Raw genomic sequence first — 19,029 nt, 5'->3', positions numbered from 1 at the left:
AGCCTGGAGCCTTCACTTTAGCCTGTGTAGGTGCGCGGGTATAGCATCATGCTGACCTAAGATGCGCTTGCGTGAAATCTGCAATCCATTGCGGTGTCAAAACCGATTCTACACGTCACCGGTTAATTATGCCGTGATTCGCCGTTTCACTAAATCTGTAAATCGATTCAGCTTGATCCACTTCAAACGTGGATTAATTTCAGGCATCGAAATAATTGGCAGTCTAAATACCAGAGCCGCGTCACTGAAATCAATCTGCCGGGTGGTCAAAGTGAGATCTGCGCCACAAAAAAGCACCCATTCGGGTGCTTTTTTCGGAATTTTCAGCCTGCTTACCGGGGGACTATTGCAGCTCTTTTTCGGTAAACAGATCGGCAAACAGGGCGGTGCTGAGATAACGCTCGCCTGAGGAGGGCAGAATCACCACGATATTTTTATTGGCGAAAGCTTCCTCTTCCTGCAACTTCAGCGCGGCGGCGACCGCCGCCCCGGATGAGATACCGGCCAGAATACCTTCCTCTTCCATCAGCTGACGCGCGGTGCTGATCGCCTCTTCATTGCTGATCGCCACCACCCGATCCACCAGGTTCAGGTCAAGGTTGCCGGGAATAAAGCCCGCGCCGATACCCTGAATTTTGTGCGGACCCGGCTTGATCTCTTCGCCAGACATCGCCTGAGCAATCACCGGCGAATCGGTTGGCTCTACCGCCACGGTGATCAGATCTTTTTTGCCCTGGGTATTTTTGATGTAGCGGCTGACGCCGGTCAGCGTGCCGCCGGTGCCGACACCGGCAATAAACACATCCACTTCGCCATCGGTATCTTCCCAGATCTCCGGGCCGGTGGTTTTTTCATGGATTTCCGGGTTGGCCGGATTGCTGAACTGTTGCAGCAGCACATATCTGTCGGGGTCGCTGGCGACAATCTCTTCAGCTTTGCCGATAGCGCCTTTCATGCCTTTCGCGCCCTCGGTCAGCACCAGCTGCGCGCCCAGCGCTTTCAGCAGCTTACGACGTTCTACCGACATGGTTTCCGGCATTGTCAGCGTCAGCTTATAGCCACGGGCCGCAGCCACGTAGGCAAGGGCGATACCGGTGTTACCGCTGGTCGGTTCAACCAGCTCAACGCCGGGTTTCAGAATACCGCGTTTCTCTGCGTCCCAAATCATATTGGCACCGATACGGCATTTTACGCTGAAGCTCGGGTTGCGGGATTCAACTTTCGCAAGGATGCGGCCGTTACCGATGCGGTTCAGTCGAACCAGTGGCGTATGACCAATAGTCAAAGAGTTGTCTTCGTAGATCTTACTCATGGCCTGTCCTTAACTGTATGAATTAATTATTGGGAACCCACTGAGCATACCTGTTCTGCCTGGGTGCGGAAGGAAAGAAATCGCATATCTATATGTCACCCGGCAATAAGCCTTACCGAAAAGAGCATAAGGCTGAGTAATGATTTCAGCGCAGACTCTCACGCGCCAGCTGCTGCCGGTAGCGATCGACCCACATGGCGGTGGCCCCGCAGACGGCAACCGGCATGATGGCGAGGTTCAGAATGGGGATCATGGTGAACAGGCTGATCAATGCACCAAACTGCATATTCGCGGTTTTATGCTGACGCAGGGCGGTGCGCATCTGCTGAAAGGAGACTTTGTGGTTGTCGAACGGGTAGTCGCAATACTGCACGGAGAGCATCCAGGCGCTGAACAGGAACCACAGCACCGGCGCGACCGTCTGACCAAAGCCCGGAACAAAATAGAGCAGCAGCAGGCCCAGGGCGCGCGGCAGGTAGTAGCCCAGCTTTTGCAGTTCTCGCTTCATAATCCGCGGCACATCTTTGATCAGCGCGGCCCAGCCGCTGTCGGGCAGCGGTTTGCCGGTGAGGCGGCCTTCGAGCTGCTCCGCCAGCAGACCACAAAAGGGCGCGGCGATTAAGTTGGCCAGCGTGGAAAAGAAGTAGCTGAACACCAGCACAATCGCAATTACCGAGAGCGGCCACAGCAGATAGCTCAGCCATTGCAGCCAGTCGGGAATGTGGGCCATCAGGCGGGGGATCCAGTCGCCCAGACGGTAAAACAGCCAGATAAACGCGCCACCCAGCATCACGAAATTGATCAATAACGGCATCACCACAAAGCGGCGGATACCAGGCAGGCGGACCAGTTTCCAGCCCTGGCTAAAGTAGTGCACGCCATTAAAATCTGAGACGGAATTCTCACGGGCCATAAAGCCAATTCTCCTGAAGGTGTTAAGGCGCGCTCACTATAACCTGGCTTTTTCTGCTGGCCAGGTGCCGTTTGGGTAAAAAAACAGCGAAAAAGCGTGGGGCGCCTATCTTATTTGTCAGAAAATAGTGCACAGACTTGCACTTGTGTAGCAGGGCAAATACAGTTAGAGGATAAAGTTTGCCGCGGTGGCAAGGTATTGGAACAACAGAGAATACAATGATGCAGGATTTGCGTCTGATATTAATCGTTGTTGGCGCGATCGCCATTATAGCGCTCCTTCTTCACGGGCTGTGGACCAGCCGTAAAGAGCGTTCGTCAGTGTTCCGCGATCGCCCGCACAAACGTCTGAAGCAGCGTGATGAAGATGAGCCGGACCTGACAGACGAAGACGATGATGTCGTCGGCGAGGTGCGTGTTCGCCCTGAGCGCAACGCGCATCAGGAACCCCGGTTTGATGACATTCGCGAGCCACAGCCAGAAGCGCCGCGTAAGCAAGCGCCCGCTGCGCCTGAGCGTCAGCCTGCGCCACGACCCGCACCGCAACCAGAACCGGAAAGCGACCCGCTGTTTAGCCCGGCGCCACAGCCTGAGCCGCAGCCGCGTCCCGAACCGGCGCGTCGGCAGCAGCCCGCTGCGCCTGCGTTTGTCGCCCCGCCAGTTCAGGCCGATCCGTTACTGGATCTCGATCCGCTTGAATCGGTGCAGCCCGCACCAGAGTATCAGGCGGAACCAGAGTACCACCCTGAACCTGAGCCCGCGCCAGAAGTCACCGCCGCGCCTGCCGCCAAAGCGCCCGCTGAGAAGCCTAAAGAAGCGGTGCTGGTGTTGCACGTCGCAGCTCATTCGGGTGGCGAACTGAATGGCGAAGCGCTGTTGCAGGGAATTTTGCAGGCGGGCTTCCAGTTTGGCGAAATGAACATTTTCCATCGTCATCTCAGTCCGGCAGGCAGTGGCCCGGTGCTGTTCAGTCTGGCCAACATGGTTAAGCCTGGATCGTTTAACCCGGATCTGATGACTGATTTCACCACCCCAGGGGTCTCGATCTTTATGATGGTGCCTTCTTATGGTGATGCGAATCAGAACTTCAAGCTGATGCTGCAATCCGCGCAGCGTATCGCTGACGATGTGGGTGGCGTGGTGCTGGATGATGAGCGCCGCATGATGACGCCACAGAAGCTGGAAACCTACAAAGCGCGTATCCGCGATGTGGTTGGCGTCTGAGAACTGCGCTGACCGCACTCTGAATCACCAAATCAAACCCCCGCCTGTCGGGGGTTTTTTATCTGATGGGGCTTTATGAAATCCGTCCAGGATCACATCACCGAACTGCGCACCACGTTGCGCCATCACGAATACCTCTACCACGTCATGGATGCGCCGGAAGTGCCGGACGCCGAATACGATCGCCTGATGCGTGAACTGCGTCAGCTGGAGGAGGAACATCCCGATCTGATTACCCCTGACTCGCCGACGCAACGTGTCGGCGCAGCGCCACTGACGGTGTTTGAACAGGTTCGCCATGAAGTGCCAATGCTGTCGCTGGATAACGCCTTCGATGAAGCGACCTTTATGGCGTTTAACAAGCGGGTGCAGGATCGGCTGAAAAGCAGTGAAGAGATCACCTACTGCTGTGAGCTTAAACTCGATGGTGCCGCGGTCAGCCTGCTGTATGAAAACGGTTTGCTGGTCCGGGCGGCGACGCGCGGCGACGGCACCACCGGTGAGAATATCACCGCTAACGTCCGCACCATCCGTGCCATTCCGCTGCGCCTCAAGGGCGAAAATATCCCGGCCCGGCTGGAAGTGCGCGGCGAAGTGTTTATGACCCAGCGCGGCTTTGAGAAGCTGAATGAGGAAGCGCGCCGCACAGACGGCAAAGTCTTTGCCAACCCGCGTAACGCCGCAGCGGGCTCACTGCGTCAGCTTGATCCGCGTATCACCGCGAAACGCCCGCTGACCTTCTTCTGCTACGGCTTCGGCCTGCTGGAAGGGGGCGAAATCCCGCATAGCCATATGGCGCGCCTGCAACAGTTTAAAGCCTGGGGTCTGCCGGTCAGTGACCGCATTAAGCTGGTTAATAACGCTGAGGATGCGCTGGCTTTCTATCGTGACATTGAGCAACAGCGTCCACAGCTCGGTTTTGATATTGACGGTGTGGTGATCAAAGTCGATTCCCAGGCGCTACAGGAGCAGCTTGGCTTTGTGGCACGTGCGCCTCGCTGGGCGATCGCCTTTAAATTCCCGGCGCAGGAGCAGCTGACCTGGGTGCGTGACGTTGAGTTTCAGGTTGGCCGGACCGGGGCAATCACCCCGGTTGCCCGGCTGGAACCGGTCCAGGTGGCGGGCGTGATTGTCAGCAATGCCACCCTGCACAACGCCGATGAAATTGAGCGGCTGGGATTACGCATCGGCGACCGGGTGGTGATCCGTCGCGCGGGTGATGTGATCCCGCAGGTGGTCAACGTGGTGGTGGCCGATCGTCCCGAAGGGGCGCGGGAAGTGGTGTTTCCTGCCCATTGCCCGGTGTGCGGTTCCGACGTGGAACGGGTCGAAGGGGAATCAGTAACGCGCTGCACCGGCGGTCTGATTTGTGGCGCGCAGCGTAAAGAGGCGCTAAAGCATTTCGTCTCGCGCCGGGCGATGGATGTTGACGGTATGGGCGATAAGATCATCGACCAGCTGGTAGAGAAAGAGTATGTCGCGACGCCCGCCGACCTGTTTCGCCTGACGGCGGGCAAGCTGACCGGACTGGATCGTATGGGGCCGAAATCGGCGCAGAACGTGGTGGATGCGCTGGAGAAGGCGAAGTCGACCACGCTGGCGCGCTTCCTCTATGCGCTCGGCATCCGTGAGGTGGGGGAAGCCACCGCCGCCAATCTGGCTAACCACTTTGGTGAGCTGCAAAAAGTGATGGATGCCGACCTCGACGCGCTGATTGCCGTGCCGGACGTCGGCAAGGTGGTCGCTACCCACGTGCGCAACTTTATGGAAGAGGAGAGCAACCGCGACGTCATCCGCCAGCTGACCGAGGAGATCGGGATTCACTGGCCGGAAGTGGTGGTGGTGCGGGCCGAAGAGATCGACAGTCCGTTCGCCGGTAAAACGGTGGTGCTGACCGGCTCGCTGTCGCAGATGAATCGGGATGATGCTAAAGCGCAGCTGATCGCCCTGGGTGCAAAAGTCAGCGGCAGCGTATCAAAGAAAACCGATCTGCTGATTGCTGGTGAAGCCGCCGGATCGAAGCTGGCGAAAGCGCAGGAGCTGGGCATTGAGGTGATTGACGAGGCGGAAATGATCCGGCTGCTGGGTGCCTGACATGGAACAACATCAGCTGGTGGCCATCGCCAACACCCCGATGCCGTTTGGCAAATATAAGGGGCGGATGCTGATCGATCTGCCAGAGCCTTATCTGCTCTGGTTTGCCCGCAGCGGAGACTTTCCGGCGGGCATGCTGGGCGATCTGATGCAGCTGACGCTGACGATTAAAATCGAGGGTCTGGAGGGTCTGGTAAAACCACTCCAGACCCAAAAATGAATCTGCCCGCGCGGGCGGGCAGGTTCGCTATTTCTGTGACTCCATTACGCGGGTTTTAACCTGCTGAGCCTGCTGCTGCTCATTGGTCCGCTTATAGCGTCCGGCGATAAATGAGCAGACCATCAACTGCACCTGATGGAAAATCATCAGCGGCAGCACGATGATCCCGACGGTACTGGCCGGGAACAGAATATTCGCCATCGGCACACCATTCGCCAGACTCTTCTTCGAGCCACAGAACAGCACCACAATTTCATCCGCGCGTTTAAAGCGGAACAGGCGCGAAGCCAGCAGATTGATCAGCAGCACCACGGTGAGCAGAACGATGCTTCCCGCCAGAATCCACAGCAGCGTCTTTACCCCCACACGATGCCAGATGCCATTGACCACTGCTTCACTGAAGGCGGAATAGACCACCAGCAGAATCGAGGTCTGGTCGGTTTTGCCAATCAGGCTGCGGTGTTTCTCGACCCAGGCCCCAATCCAGCGACGGGAGAGATGACCGATCATAAAGGGCACCATCAGTTGCAGCATAATTTTGCCAATCTGCTCCAGGCCATCGCTGGGGGCGCTGCTGTGAATGTCCATCACCAGATTGACCAGCAGCGGCGAAATAAACACGCCCAGCAGGCTGGATGCGGAGGCGCTGCATACGGCGGCGGCGACGTTGCCGCCCGCCATCGAGGTAAACGCGATAGCGGACTGGACAGTGGCGGGCAGAATACAGAGATAGATAAAACCGGTATAAATTTCCGGGCTGACATCCGCCGGATGCCACCAGACCAGCAGCAGGCCTAACGCCGGGAACAGTACAAAGGTGCTGAACATAATCCACAGATGCTGCTGCCAGTGGCTGCTGCCCGCAATAATCTTTTCACGGGAGAGTTTGGCACCGTGCATAAAGAACAGCAGCGCGATGGCGGCGGTGGCAAGATAGCTGAAAATATCGACGTAGATCCCTTTAGCCGGCAGGAAAGTAGCCAGCAGTACGGTGATGATGAGTTTAACCATCATCGGATCGAGCTTTAAAAATCCCATTGTTAAAATCCGGTAAATTTTTCAATAGCGCGATTGTGCGCGAATCGGTTTTAGAAATAAAATTGATTTATTGCATCAATCTATGAGCGTATTCGATGAATTACACCCTGCGTCAGTTACGCACCTTTATTGCCGTCGCCCATTACGGCGGATTCAGTCAGGCGGGGCAGGCGATAGGGCTGAGCCAGTCGGCGGTCAGCCACAGTATCAAAGAGCTGGAAGCGGAGACCGGCGTTCGTCTGCTTGACCGGACCACCCGCGAAGTCATGCTGACGGAAGCAGGAAAACAGCTGGCCTCGCGAATGGAACGGCTACTGGAAGAGATACACACCACGCTGCTGGATATTCGCAGCTTTGGTGAGCAGCGCAGCGGCACGGTAAGGGTAGCCGCCAGCCAGACCATCTCGGCGCATCTGATGCCGCAATGCCTGGCGGCCAGCCAGCTGCACTTTCCCGATATTAAAGTGATACTACATGATCGGGCTCAGCAGTGGGTGCTGCAAAGTGTGCGTAATGCCGAGGTGGATTTCGGAATCGTCATCGGACCGCTCAGCGATGCGGATTTCGACAGTATCGCGATTCTGGACGAGCCTTTTCTGCTGTTGTGCCGCGACGACGATCCGCTGGCGCGGGTGGAAAGGGCAGAATGGTCGATGCTGGATGGCCGTACTATGGTATTGCAGGATTACGCTTCCGGCAGCCGGGTACTGATTGACGCGGCGATGCAGCAGCAGAATATAAAGACTGAAGTGGTGCAGGAGATTGGTCATCCCGCCACGCTGTTTCCGATGGTGCAGGTGGGGATCGGCATCAGTATCTTACCGGCGCTGGCGTTGCCGTTACCGGCGAATCGCGCGTTAACGGTGCGGCGTCTTTACCCGGAAATCAATCGCAGCCTGACGCTGATCAAACGTAAGAACCGCTCGCTGACGCCCGCTGCCGAAGCGATCTGGCAGGAAGTGCGCCAGCAGGCACTCTTACTGGCGCAGCAGCGCGCTGCTGCACCGGCATTTTAAATATAGACATCAACCTGATGGGTGTCGGTAGGGCGATTAACCCCATCCGCCCGGGCTGCGCTACTCTGCTGGACGCTGTCACTGTTCTGCTCAGCCTTTTCAGCCTGCTTCTGTTGCAGCTGAGCAATCTGTGCCTCCAGCATCGTGATCTGCGACTGATACATCTGCTGCATCTCAGCTTTTTCATCTTCCGTCAGATCACTGTTACCAGAAAGCTCTTTAAGCTGCTTCATGATGTTCTGGATCTGCTTGTTCAGCGCCGTGATCTGCGAGGTCATGCTGCCGCCGCCGCTCTCACCGCTGCTGATTGCCGTGCTTAAAATGCCGGATATTGAAGACATCATCTTCTCCCTGCGTTACTCATTATGATTATGGTTAGGTAACAGGGGCTGGAGGAGACCCTCAGCCCCTGTTATTGCTCTGCTCTGCTACTATACCTGAGCATCGGCGACCGGTAATAGCAGGATTTACACCGGTCAGCAGGCGCTGACCGGACAGGGGAATGGGCTGGCAGGCGGGAGGTCGGTCCCGCGCTATACAGAGCAAACCGGCGGGCTCGCGATGCAACATGCCAGCCACATAGCAGGTTCTGCTCCTGCGGGATGAACCGCCCGAAGGTGCCTGCTGCGGCTATTGTGCGGGTTGCTCTGTCTTATCCTTTTTCTCCATCATCTGTTTAATCAGCGCCTCGGTTTTTTCCGTTGACTCGAAAGCGTTCTCTACCGTCTGTTTTTTATCCAGCGCGTCAGGGATCAGCCCGGAATATTTATCGCGCGGGTTATCGCCACGCAACCAGTTGGCCGGGAAGTCCGCCATTTTTTCACCGCCAGGTTTAAAGCGGAAGACCTGACCCGCTTCGGTGCGGCGGTTGTAAGGGATAATATTATCGCCATGATGATCTTTCAGGTTTTCATATAATTTCTCACGTAGCGCAATTTTGGTTTCAATCAGATTTTTATCTTCTGAATTGATGAGGTTATGCTTTTCGTGAGGATCTTTCTGGATGTCATATAACTCTTCGGTATCCCATACGCCGTAATACTGAATGTATTTATACTGTGGCGTACGGATGGCAAAGGTGGTTGGCGTATAGGGGAAGTTATATTCCCAGAAATATTCGTAGACAAAGTAATCTTTACGTTTGGGCTGGTCAGGCCGATCGGTGCCTAATCCCAGGAAGCTGGCACCATCGTAATTGGCAGGTTTAGCGATGCCAGCGGCATCGAGAAACGTCGGGGCGATGTCGATATTTGCCACCACGTCATCAACAACTTTGCCTTTAGCAAAGCCGGGACCAGAGGCAATCAGCGGCACACGCATTGACTCTTCGTAAGCGGTACGTTTATCAATCAGCCCGTGTTCACCAAACATAAAGCCATTATCGCCCATCACCATAATGATGGTATTTTTGTCGAGGCCATTTTTTTTCAGCCAGTCCTGAACCCGACCTACACTGTCATCGACAGAACGCAGCGTTTCGTAGTAATCGCGCTGGAACTGCTGCATATCCATCTTTTTATTATAGGGATAATCTACACCGTGCCAGCTATTACGCTGGTTTTTGACCCACATCGGTTTACCTTCGTAGTTCTCCGGCGTATTGGCATAGGTATCAGGTAACGGGAAGGTCACCTTACTCATGCTTCCTTTATATTTAATTGCTGGATAAAAGTCGGCATGTACCCCTTTATGAGAGAGATAGACCATAAAAGGTTTATTTTTGTCGATATGATTCAGCCAGTCTACGGTATAGTCTGTCAGTTCATCGGTAATATAGCCTTTCTGCGGGGTCAGCTTACCGTCAATATTGAGCATCGCCGGTTTACCAAACATATCGATGGGATAATAGTCCCCCTGTCCGAGCAGCCCAACCCAGCGATCGAATCCGGCAAAGCCTGCCTTCGCCGTTTTATCCGCTCCGCCAAAGTGCCATTTGCCAAAGAAGGCTGTCTGATAACCGTTTTTACGCAGCTCTTCCGGGAAGTAATGCAGGCGCGAGAGGTCGGTAGGATTGTTATCCACCACCCCATGATTATGCGCATACATGCCGGTCAGAATGCTGGCCCTGCTGGGTGAACAGAGAGAGGTCGTCACAAACGCATTTTTGAAATAGGTGCCGTTGCGCGCGATTTCGTCCATGTGCGGCGTTTTGATCCGCGGGTTAAGAAAGCCAAACGCATCGTAACGCTGATCGTCAAGCAGGATATAGACGATATTGGGATGCTGAGCGGTGGCCTGAGTCGCTGGCTGATCGACCTCTGCCGCGTGGGTCATCGGCAGAAACGCCTGGCTACAACAGAGCGCCAGGGCACTGAGTGTAAATTTATACATTATTATTCTCCTTTTAAATCTGAATAAAATCCTGACAGGAGCAACGGGCAGATCGCAGAAAAGAAAAAACCCGACAGCAAAGTGAGAATAGACCTCTCGCTTTGCTGCCGGGTTTCGCCTTTAATGAGTCACGATCCGCTGATGATTAGCATGATAATTTCATAATTTTATTCAACCCTTATCCGACTATTTTATGATTTTAATCATAAAAAAAGCGGGCGAAGAGTCTCGCCGGGCGGCCATATTCTCCATCATGATGAGCAATTTAATATAACGTGATAACCGTCACGATATTCTCTCTCACTCATTGCCTCGTTACCATCAGCTGCGTACCTTTTCAACAGGATCGTTACCAGAATAAGGGCGAAACCCATAGCGCAAATGATTACCGTTTGCCTGTGGGTTTTTTTTCGCCCGGAAATGACTATGCAGGCTGCGCCTGAGGGGAAATCATGTCTGACACTATTAAAAACTTTCAGCTGATGGCAAAACCATCCGGGTCGGTGTGCAATATTGATTGCTCCTACTGCTTTTACCTTGAAAAATATCATCTCTACCCGGAAAGAAAGAGTCACTGGAAAATGGATGGCTCAACGCTGGAAAATTATATTATTAAATATATCGCCGCACAGGATGCGGACGTGGTGGATTTCATCTGGCAGGGCGGTGAACCCACGCTGGCCGGTATCGATTTTTACCGCGAAGCGCTTCGGCTGCAAAATCACTACCGGGGTCATAAAAAAATTAATAATTTCTTCCAGACTAACGGCATTAATATCGATGACGAATGGGCCATTTTCCTGAAAGAGAATCATTTTCTGGTTGGGGTATCTATTGATGGGGATCGTATCAGCAACGATGCTCATCGGGTTAGCCGTGCCGGAAAAAGTACTTTTGATGCGGTCATGCGGGGAATGGACGCTCTGAAACGTCATAAAGTGGAATTTAATACCCTGACCGTTATCAATGCTGAAAATGTTAAACGACCCAAAGATGTTTATCATTTTCTGAAACGGGCGGGAAGTCGTTACATGCAGTTTATTCCGCTGGTGGAACGACGCGCGGCGGCCGCTGACGAACATGGCCTGACGCTAATCCAGCCTGATTTTACCGGTCAGTGCGCGGTCACCGAGTGGTCCGTTCCGGCGAAGGCGTATGGCCATTTCCTCAATACGCTTTTTGATCACTGGATCACGCACGATCTCGGCACCGTTTTCGTCATGAATTTTGAGGATACGCTGGCGAAGCTGGTCGGTCAGCACAGCAGCTGTGTGATGAGTGAAACCTGTGGCGGCAATCTGATTGTGGAAGCCAATGGTGACCTCTACTCCTGCGATCATTTTGTCTATCCCGAACACCGGCTGGGTAATATTAATCATGATGATCTGCATGCCGTGGTTAATTCCCCCCGACATCTCGCCTTCGGCCAGAATAAACGCAACAATCTGAGCAGTGAATGTCAGCAATGCTCTGTCCGGCCGGTCTGCAACGGCGGTTGCCAGAAGCACCGCTTTAACCTTTCGCAGGATGGCCGCCCCAATAAAAACTACTTCTGTGAGGGACTTTCCCTGCACCTGAATCACGCGCTGCCGGTGATGCAGGACCTGCTGCAACTGATGCGGCAGGGCGTTTCACTCGTTAAAGCCCGTAAGATTATCAGGGCGGCGCTGTCATCAGCCAGACAGACGCATTAATAGCGACTGTCTGGCTGAGATTTTCAGCAGCGGTCCGGGCGACTCCCTTTATTTCCACCACACCTCAGCCTGTACGCCGAGAGTAAACTGGTCGCTCTTTTCATCGGCAAATTCAAAATGGCTGATCTCGTTATCCTGAACTTTAAGGTAGGTCGCGTAAAAACGGATCTCCGGTCGTGAGGTCAGAATACTGGTGTCTACCTTAAATGCATGATAAAGGGTGGTTTTATAGCCTGACTCTGTATAAACCTCGCCGCTGGCCCGGTTTTTCTGTCTGAACCAGCCCAGCTCCACCCCGGTCTGATTATTTTTATCCCAGATATAGGCCGGGCGCACCACTGCACGCAGTGAATCGAAATCATTATGTGCGCCGGTATCATAGCTGTAGAGATCGTTACCCTGCGCATAAACCAGAGTATGAGCCATGATGATATGCGGATTCAGGTAGTTTTCTCCCTGGGATATTAAGCGGAATGCCGTGCCATTGGTATGCTCGCCATAATAGTCACCGGAAGCGTTATTGCTGAATGAGGGATTGGCTCCGGTAAGCCGGGTAAAGCCACTGGCTATCGAGTTATTGGCTCCCTGTAACGTTAATTCATTAAAGCCACCGTCCGAAAAATTCTGGCGTAATATCACACCGGTGAGCCAGGACTCTTTCACCTGATAATAGCTGTCATCATTTTCATTCTTATGATTGGTATGGGTTTTATTCGGCATAATATAACGCCCGGATAGCTCCAGCGAGGCCCGGTCCCACAGCGGCAGATCCCGGTAGCGAATCTCGACGCTGTTGGTGTTGACCTGCTGATACCTGCCAGAGGTGGGGTAATCCACCGCATGCGCGTTAATATCTTCACGGATCAATGCCAGATTCAGCTTACCGGCACCCAGCTGCCAGTTCTCAATCCCGACACCGGAACCGGCATCGGTACGGTGACTTTTCCAGTCCAGCATCTGGATCTCATATTTTTTTAACGCATGTTTACCTACCCAGAAATCTGCCTCAGGAGCGAGCGGCAGAAATCCACGGGTGGTGAGATAAATATCGGAGAACTGCAAAACGTTCTCGGAATCTTTGTCAAACCAGCCGTTGTTATACTGCTGCCCGACGTTACCATCGAGCATGATCACGGCCTTCGCCACTTTACCCTGGTGATCGTCATACACTTTCTGTGACAGCTGCAAATCATACCAGGCGCCATTTTCCTGCCCGAAGCGTCCCAGCGAGCCAATCGCATATGACTTCGGCGCGCCACGAGTGCCGGTCGACCAGCCACTGCGGAAATAGCCGGAATAGCTGAAGCCAATATCATCCCGGATATATTGACTTAACTGATCCAGCGTCATATCCCCTACTGCCGCCGAACGGCCAGCTCCGGTTTGTGGTGCTGAGGCGACGCTGACCGGGGTGCTGCTTTTAGCGGTTAGTTTTTCTTTGCTGTCTGGCTTCCGGTTATTGCTCGCTGTCTGTTCAGGTGCTTTGTCAAAATAGGCCTTATAGTGCTGTAATTCTCTTCGGGTGGAGTCCAGTTCCTGATTATTTCTCTCTAAGGCTTTCTCCAGCAATGCCACCCTCTGTTCCAGGGAAAGTTTTGCGGCTTCGCTGTTCTGGGGAGTCAGTGCGGTATAAATGAACAGGGCTAAAATTGTTAACGTCTGTTTTTTGTCCATGAGAGGCATCTCTTGCATAAAGTATTAAGCGCGTCATGAAAGCAGGCGGTCTGACTTTTAGCGGATCGATCGCTGATCCCTGTTGTCAGTTATTTTTTTCAGGTTTTAATTTCTCAGGCGCACAGCGGTAATGGGTAAAAGGTCGGATATAACGGCGCGAGCTGCTGATTTACCAGCAGCACAGCTTGAGCGGTGTTATTTGCCACATAAGAGAAAGGGCTATTCACCACTGACGAATAGCCCAGGCGGCGGCTCTATTTCAGCGTATCGCCGCGACTTTTAATCACCCCAGCGTACCAGCTGAAGCTTTTTTTACGCCGACGCGCCAGTGAGCCATTGCCCGTGTCGTCACGATCGACGTAGATAAAGCCATAGCGTTTCGACATTTCAGCTTTTGATGCGCTGACCATGTCGATAGGGGCCCAGCTGGTATACCCCCATATTTCCACACCATCTTTCAGCGCCTCCGCCACCTGCAACAGATGGCTGTTCAGATACTGGATGCGGTAATCATCATTGATTGTCCCGTCAGCTTCCGGTACATCCCTGGCACCCAATCCATTCTCAACAATAAAAAGTGGCTTCTGGTAGCGGTCATAGAGCACGTTAAGCAGATAACGTAATCCCTCCGGGTCGATCTGCCAGCCCCATTCAGAACTGTCGAGATGCGGGTTAGGGACCATATCAAGAATGTTTCCCCGCGCTTTAAGCGCGTCTGCCTGGGCTTTGTCGGCGGTGACGCAACCACTCATGTAGTAACTGAAAGAGACGAAATCGACGGTTGCTTTCAGATCCTCACGGTCCTGGTCGGTGACTGACAGCGCAATATTCTGCTCTGCGAAAAAACGCTGCATATAGGCCGGATAAGCGCCGCGTACCTGAACGTCGCCAAAGAACTGCCATTCACGGTTCTGGTGCAGGCTTTCCATCACATCCGCCGGTTTGCAGCTCAGCGGATAGAGTATTGAGCCCAGCAACATATTACCGATACGGGCATCAGGGATGATTTCATGACAGGCTTTGACCGCTCTGGCGCTGGCGACTAACTGATGATGTATCGCCTGGTAGATCTGCTGCCGCGAGCTGTCACGCGGGAGTCCGACGCCGGTGAAGGGTTCATGCAGAGACATATTGATCTCATTAAACGTCAGCCAGTATTTGACTTTGTCGCGGTAACGGCGGAAAACCGTGCGGGCGTAGTGTTCAAAATATTCAATGGTTTTGCGGCTGCCCCAGCCCCCCTCATTTTTCACCAGCGCATAAGGCATTTCATAGTGCGACAGGGTAACCAGCGGCTGAATGCCATATTTTGCCAGTTCGTCAAACAGCCGATCGTAGAAGGCCAGTCCCGCCTCGTTGGGCGTTTTTTCATCGCCATTGGGAAAAATCCGCGTCCAGCCGATAGAAAGACGCAGTACGGTAAAGCCCATCTCCGCAAACAGCGCAATGTCCTGCGGATAGCGGTGGTAAAAGTCGATGGCAATATCTTTAATGCTGCTGCTGTTCGCCGTTCTCTCAACAATAGGGCCGAACACGCCCTGCGGCGTCAGGTCTGAAGTAGAGAGCCCTTTGCCATCGGTCGCGTAGGCTCCTTCAACCTGATTAGCGGCGATTGCGCCACCCCATAAAAAATCTTCAGGAAAACGATGTTTCATTGTTCTTCTCCTTTTTAAACACGGTTAACTCAACGTATCAGTTTCAGTAAGGGTGCCCCTTCCCTGGTCGTTCCTGTAGCGACGGGCAGGATGTCGATGTAATCGTCGCTATTGGTGACAATAATCGGCGTGGTGGTTTCATAACCGGCGGCTTCAATCGCCTGCTGGTCAAATTCCAGCAGCACTTCGCCCGCTTTGACGGCGTCGCCCACGCTGACGCGCGGCGTGAAATGTTCGCCGTTCAGCCTGACCGTATCGATACCAACGTGGATCAGAATTTCCGCGCCCTGGTCCGCCGCCACGCCGATGGCGTGATGGGTCTGGAACAGCGACGCCACGGTTCCGTCAACGGGGGAGACTACCCGCCCCGTCAGCGGTTTAATCGCGATACCTTTACCCAGCAACCCGCTGGCGAAAGTGGGATCATTCACCTGCTCCAGCGGCACGATCTCACCGTGAATCGGGGCATTAACGGTCTGCTGACGTTGGGCCGCGTCTGCCGGGGCCGCGGCGGGGGCGGAAGCGGCATCTTTGGTCGGTTTTATGCCGAACAGCAGGGTAGTGAGCATGGCGAACAGAAACGCGACCACCGTGCCGGTAATGCCGCCCCACACGGTACTGTCGATTCCGCTGGGGGGAATGATCTGGGTGAAGGTAAAGATACTGGCCAGGCCAAACGAGTATTGTGTCGTGCCGAAATAGCCAGCGATCCCGCCGCCGATGGCACCACCGATGCAGCCCAGAATGAAAGGGCGCTGCAATGGCAGGTTGACGCCATAGACCGAGGGTTCGGTGATGCCGAAGATCCCCGCCGGAAAAGCCATGCCAGCGACCCCTTTCAGTTTCATATCTTTGGTGCGCAGAAAGACGCCCAGCGCCGCGCCTGCCTGTGCCAGCACCGAGGGCGTCAGGACCGCCATCAGGTTGTCATGGCCGAGCGCGCTGAAGTTATTAATGATTAACGGTATAAACCCCCAGTGCAGACCAAAGATAACCAGTACCTGCCACATCGCACCGGCAAAACCGCCAGCGATAGTCGGACTGGCACCGTAAATCACCTGATAGCCGTGGGCCAGGGTATGACTCAGCCAGGTTGCCACCGGGCCCAGCAGTAAAAACGTCAGCGGCACGGTAATCAGCAGACACAGCGCCGGTGTGAAAAAGTTACGGATATTGATGTGCAGCACGGCGTTTAACGGTTTTTCAAGCCAGCAGGAGATCCAGGAGGCGAAAATAATCGGAATCACCGAGGAGGAGTAGTTGATAAAAGTAATGGGTATACCGAGAAAATGCAGTGGCTGATAATCGGCGGCTGAGGCTGCATTGAACGCCTCAATGATGGCTGGATGCACCAGCGCGCCGCCAATGCACATAGTAATAAAGGTATTGCCGCCAAACTTTTTACCGGCGGTGTACCCCAGAATAATGGGGAAGAAGTAGAAGAGTGAATCGCTGGCCGCGAATAAAATGATGTAAGTTCCGCTGTCGGCGGTCAGCCAGTGGCAGGCCAGAGAGAGGGCTAAAAACCCTTTTAACACCCCGGACGCCGCCATGATCCCCATCAGCGGCGTAAAGATGCCGGATATAATATCGATAAACTGCGACAGAATGTTCGCCCGTTTTTTGCTATCACCCTGTGCGCGGTTCTCCTCACGGGTGAGTTGTCCGCTCAGGCCGGAAACGTCGAGCAGATCCTGATAGACTTCACCGACATGATTACCAATCACCACCTGAAACTGACCGCCACTCTCCAGCACCATAATGATGGCTGGATTTTCTTTCAGAGCTTCTATGTTTGCTTTGGTATGATCTTGCAGGTTAAAGCGTAAGCGGGTCGCACAGTGGACGACGCTGTTGATATTCTCCCGCCCGCCCACACCCTCCAGAATCTCGCTGGCTAATGTCTTATATTTCATTCGCTATCCTTAAATCACGCTCAGTCACCGCTCAGTCGATTCACTCTGGCAGCTGCCTGATGTTGTTTTAGAGACGAAAAAAAACCTGAATTATTCTCCGCAGCATTAGCCATGCGAAAAATAATTCAGGTTTTGCCCATCTCAGTTTTTACTGAGACGGTAACAATCCGGTTTGCTCTCTGACAGACCACTTTTTAGCTGGCGAGCCTCAGGCCAGAATACAGCTACTTTTTGTGGCTAAAGCGGCCGGCCAGCAATGATATTATGGCTCCTGCTTTTCTTTCAGTTCAGTTCTCACCCGTTCGATATGTATCGTTAAAAACATCAGTTCTTCTTTTGACAGAATGTAATGATATTGCCCGGCAATGAAATGCTGAATTTTTATCGCACAGCCATAGGCGAGTGGATATTTTTCTTTGACCACATCGTGCAATGATTCATCACTGCTGAACACCCCATTCTGGTTCAGCAGACGCTGAGAGAAGAACTTAAGGTGCGTTACAAACCGATGGTAACTCAATGTTTTTTCGTCATAATCCAGACTCAGGTGATATTTGACAATGTTGAGTATTTCCTGCATCACCTGCGTAATCTGTATGACCTCTGGCATATGACTATCCAGCTGGGCATTGACCAGATGCAACGCAATAAAACCCGCTTCATCTTCCGGTAACTGCACCCCCAGCCGCTGGTCAATAATCTCCAGCGCTTCCAGCCCGACAGTAAACTCCTGCGGATATAACCGCTTAATCTCCCAAAGGAGAACGTTACGTATATCAACGCCCTGGCGATGGCGCTCAATAGCGAAATGGCAGTGGTCGGTTAAGGAAATATAGAGGCTGTCCTGGAGTTTTCCCGGCAGCCGCTGTCTGGCGAGCCCGATAATTTTATCCGCCAGGGCCACTATTTCCGGGGGAATATTGCTCAGCAGTTCACTCAGTCGCGAAGTCAGCTCATTGCTACGCAGCTCAAACACTTTTTCGATCAGCGTCTCGTCAATTTCATCCCCGGTTACTTTTTTGAATCCCAGACCACGGCCCATTATGATCTGTTCTTTATGGTGCTCATCACAGGTAGTAACCACATTATTATTCAGTACTTTATTAATCTTCATGTTCTGAGCCCTGAAAACAAAAAAACCAGACGCTCGCGACAGGTGGCGAAAGTCTGGTTTTGCCTGCTAAAGTGCAGTAACAATCCGTTGCAGCTAAGCATACAGATCGCACTCGCAGCCTCAATATTCACGATGCCAAAACGTGACAGGGATCGATTTATGCCTGGCAATGGGGGCGGGACAGGTTTAACCAGCGCCACGGACCGAAATTACAGGTCAGGGATTAAGACCCCGCTTTCGCGGTTGCAGGCAACGGCTGCAATCGATGTGGATGTTACCGCGCAGGCGTGAAAGAGAAAGAGAAAGGTAAAGAGAGAAGAGGGCAGGGCAGGTTCTCATCCTGCACGGTTGAGTCTGTGCCGCAGAAACGAAAAAAGCGCCCAAAAGGCGCTTTATTCTGAATTGGTGGGTCGTGCAGGATTGCCTTCGGCCCGTCCGGGCCTCGCCCTGCGGGTGATGCTGGCGCATCAGCCTGAATCGCTTTGCGATTCAGTCGAACCTGCGGCAGCTTCTCATCCTGCACGGTTGAGTCTGTGCCGCAGAAACGAAAAAAGCGCCCAAAAGGCGCTTTGTTCTGAATTGGTGGGTCGTGCAGGATTGCCTTCGGCCCATTCGTGCCTCGCCCTGTGGGTGATGCTGGCGCATCAGCCTGAATCGCTTTGCGATTCAGTCGAACCTGCGGCAGGTTCTCATCCTGCACGGTTGAGTCTGTGCCGGAAACGAATAAAGCGCCTTAAAGGCGCTTTATTCTGAATTGGTGGGTCGTGCAGGATTCGAACCTGCGACCAATTGATTAAAAGTCAACTGCTCTACCAACTGAGCTAACGAC

General features: G+C 53.5%; 14 protein-coding genes and 2 other RNA genes. 5 read left to right on the top strand and 11 right to left on the bottom strand.

All coding sequences use genetic code 11. The features are described from left to right. Positions 1-343: 343 nt before the first annotated feature. The gene (gene cysK, locus ACCW71_RS13165; protein ID WP_436372020.1) at positions 344-1,312 is read right to left on the bottom strand and encodes a cysteine synthase A; all 969 of its coding nucleotides are present in this window, start codon (positions 1,310-1,312) and stop codon (positions 344-346) included. A gap of 145 nt (positions 1,313-1,457) precedes the next feature. Beyond that, entirely contained in the window at positions 1,458-2,225 is a 768-nt protein-coding gene (gene cysZ / locus ACCW71_RS13160; RefSeq protein ID WP_436372018.1) for a sulfate transporter CysZ, read from the bottom strand. Between the two features lie 218 nt (positions 2,226-2,443). On the opposite strand from cysZ, the gene zipA reads away from it, so the two are divergent. The 3 genes from zipA (at position 2,444) to ACCW71_RS13145 (ending at position 5,762) form a co-directional block, all read left to right on the top strand. Further along, on the top strand, positions 2,444-3,448 hold the full coding sequence (gene zipA / locus ACCW71_RS13155; RefSeq protein WP_436372017.1) for a cell division protein ZipA: 1,005 nt from the start codon (positions 2,444-2,446) through the stop codon (positions 3,446-3,448). A 75-nt stretch (positions 3,449-3,523) separates the two neighbouring features. After that, on the top strand, positions 3,524-5,542 hold the full coding sequence (gene ligA / locus ACCW71_RS13150) for an NAD-dependent DNA ligase LigA (protein WP_436372015.1): 2,019 nt from the start codon (positions 3,524-3,526) through the stop codon (positions 5,540-5,542). A 1-nt stretch (position 5,543) separates the two neighbouring features. Continuing rightward, positions 5,544-5,762 (top strand): DUF3820 family protein, encoded by a 219-nt coding sequence (locus ACCW71_RS13145; protein ID WP_436372013.1) that lies wholly within the window; start codon positions 5,544-5,546, stop codon positions 5,760-5,762. 27 nt (positions 5,763-5,789) lie between these two features. Here the strand turns inward: ACCW71_RS13145 and ACCW71_RS13140 are convergent, their stop codons facing one another. Continuing rightward, on the bottom strand, positions 5,790-6,800 hold the full coding sequence (locus ACCW71_RS13140; protein ID WP_436372012.1) for a bile acid:sodium symporter family protein: 1,011 nt from the start codon (positions 6,798-6,800) through the stop codon (positions 5,790-5,792). 95 nt (positions 6,801-6,895) lie between these two features. On the opposite strand from ACCW71_RS13140, the gene ACCW71_RS13135 reads away from it, so the two are divergent. Continuing rightward, positions 6,896-7,816 (top strand): LysR family transcriptional regulator, encoded by a 921-nt coding sequence (locus ACCW71_RS13135; RefSeq protein WP_436372010.1) that lies wholly within the window; start codon positions 6,896-6,898, stop codon positions 7,814-7,816. On the opposite strand, the gene ACCW71_RS13130 is transcribed toward ACCW71_RS13135, so the two are convergent. Next, positions 7,813-8,157: a FlxA-like family protein gene (locus ACCW71_RS13130; RefSeq protein ID WP_436372008.1), complete on the bottom strand. Its 345-nt coding sequence runs from the start codon at positions 8,155-8,157 to the stop codon at positions 7,813-7,815. The two genes, ACCW71_RS13135 and ACCW71_RS13130, sit on opposite strands and share 4 nt — an antisense overlap. 289 nt (positions 8,158-8,446) lie before the next feature. After that, complete coding sequence (locus tag ACCW71_RS13125) at positions 8,447-10,147, bottom strand: sulfatase family protein (RefSeq protein ID WP_436372006.1); 1,701 nt, start codon at positions 10,145-10,147, stop codon at positions 8,447-8,449. Between the two features lie 452 nt (positions 10,148-10,599). Between ACCW71_RS13125 and ACCW71_RS13120 the strand changes: the two genes are divergently transcribed. Further along, positions 10,600-11,841 (top strand): anaerobic sulfatase maturase, encoded by a 1,242-nt coding sequence (locus ACCW71_RS13120; RefSeq protein WP_436372004.1) that lies wholly within the window; start codon positions 10,600-10,602, stop codon positions 11,839-11,841. 48 nt (positions 11,842-11,889) lie between these two features. On the opposite strand, the gene ACCW71_RS13115 is transcribed toward ACCW71_RS13120, so the two are convergent. The 6 genes from ACCW71_RS13115 to ACCW71_RS13090 form a co-directional block, all read right to left on the bottom strand. Continuing rightward, positions 11,890-13,515 (bottom strand): carbohydrate porin, encoded by a 1,626-nt coding sequence (locus ACCW71_RS13115; protein ID WP_436372003.1) that lies wholly within the window; start codon positions 13,513-13,515, stop codon positions 11,890-11,892. Positions 13,516-13,769: 254 nt separating this feature from the next. Then, positions 13,770-15,170, bottom strand: a complete 1,401-nt coding sequence (locus ACCW71_RS13110) for a glycoside hydrolase family 1 protein (protein ID WP_436372001.1) — start codon at positions 15,168-15,170, stop codon at positions 13,770-13,772. Between the two features lie 29 nt (positions 15,171-15,199). Then, the gene (bglF, locus tag ACCW71_RS13105) at positions 15,200-17,086 is read right to left on the bottom strand and encodes a PTS beta-glucoside transporter subunit IIABC (protein ID WP_436371999.1); all 1,887 of its coding nucleotides are present in this window, start codon (positions 17,084-17,086) and stop codon (positions 15,200-15,202) included. Positions 17,087-17,348: 262 nt separating this feature from the next. After that, the gene (gene licT, locus ACCW71_RS13100) at positions 17,349-18,200 is read right to left on the bottom strand and encodes a BglG family transcription antiterminator LicT (RefSeq protein WP_436371997.1); all 852 of its coding nucleotides are present in this window, start codon (positions 18,198-18,200) and stop codon (positions 17,349-17,351) included. A gap of 403 nt (positions 18,201-18,603) precedes the next feature. Further along, a non-coding RNA gene (locus ACCW71_RS13095) (RtT sRNA) lies at positions 18,604-18,737 on the bottom strand. A gap of 43 nt (positions 18,738-18,780) precedes the next feature. Continuing rightward, positions 18,781-18,914, bottom strand: a non-coding RNA gene (locus ACCW71_RS13090) — RtT sRNA. Positions 18,915-19,029 lie beyond the last annotated feature (115 nt).

The organism is Pantoea sp. C2G6, from assembly GCF_051336815.1.
GTDB lineage: Bacteria > Pseudomonadota > Gammaproteobacteria > Enterobacterales > Enterobacteriaceae > Pantoea.
This window is presented reverse-complemented; position numbering and strand designations above follow the sequence as displayed.

Bases quoted from the DNA above. Each gene is read 5' to 3' on its own strand.
- bglF (WP_436371999.1), bottom strand. From the start codon at position 17,086: ATGAAATATAAGACATTAGCCAGCGAGATTCTGGAGGGTGTGGGCGGG.
- ACCW71_RS13115 (WP_436372003.1), bottom strand. From the start codon at position 13,515: ATGGACAAAAAACAGACGTTAACAATTTTAGCCCTGTTCATTTATACC.
- ACCW71_RS13135 (WP_436372010.1), top strand. From the start codon at position 6,896: ATGAATTACACCCTGCGTCAGTTACGCACCTTTATTGCCGTCGCCCAT.
- zipA (WP_436372017.1), top strand. From the start codon at position 2,444: ATGATGCAGGATTTGCGTCTGATATTAATCGTTGTTGGCGCGATCGCC.
- licT (WP_436371997.1), bottom strand. From the start codon at position 18,200: ATGAAGATTAATAAAGTACTGAATAATAATGTGGTTACTACCTGTGAT.
- ACCW71_RS13110 (WP_436372001.1), bottom strand. From the start codon at position 15,170: ATGAAACATCGTTTTCCTGAAGATTTTTTATGGGGTGGCGCAATCGCC.
- cysZ (WP_436372018.1), bottom strand. From the start codon at position 2,225: ATGGCCCGTGAGAATTCCGTCTCAGATTTTAATGGCGTGCACTACTTT.
- cysK (WP_436372020.1), bottom strand. From the start codon at position 1,312: ATGAGTAAGATCTACGAAGACAACTCTTTGACTATTGGTCATACGCCA.
- ACCW71_RS13120 (WP_436372004.1), top strand. From the start codon at position 10,600: ATGTCTGACACTATTAAAAACTTTCAGCTGATGGCAAAACCATCCGGG.
- ACCW71_RS13125 (WP_436372006.1), bottom strand. From the start codon at position 10,147: ATGTATAAATTTACACTCAGTGCCCTGGCGCTCTGTTGTAGCCAGGCG.
- ligA (WP_436372015.1), top strand. From the start codon at position 3,524: ATGAAATCCGTCCAGGATCACATCACCGAACTGCGCACCACGTTGCGC.
- ACCW71_RS13145 (WP_436372013.1), top strand. From the start codon at position 5,544: ATGGAACAACATCAGCTGGTGGCCATCGCCAACACCCCGATGCCGTTT.
- ACCW71_RS13130 (WP_436372008.1), bottom strand. From the start codon at position 8,157: ATGTCTTCAATATCCGGCATTTTAAGCACGGCAATCAGCAGCGGTGAG.
- ACCW71_RS13140 (WP_436372012.1), bottom strand. From the start codon at position 6,800: ATGGGATTTTTAAAGCTCGATCCGATGATGGTTAAACTCATCATCACC.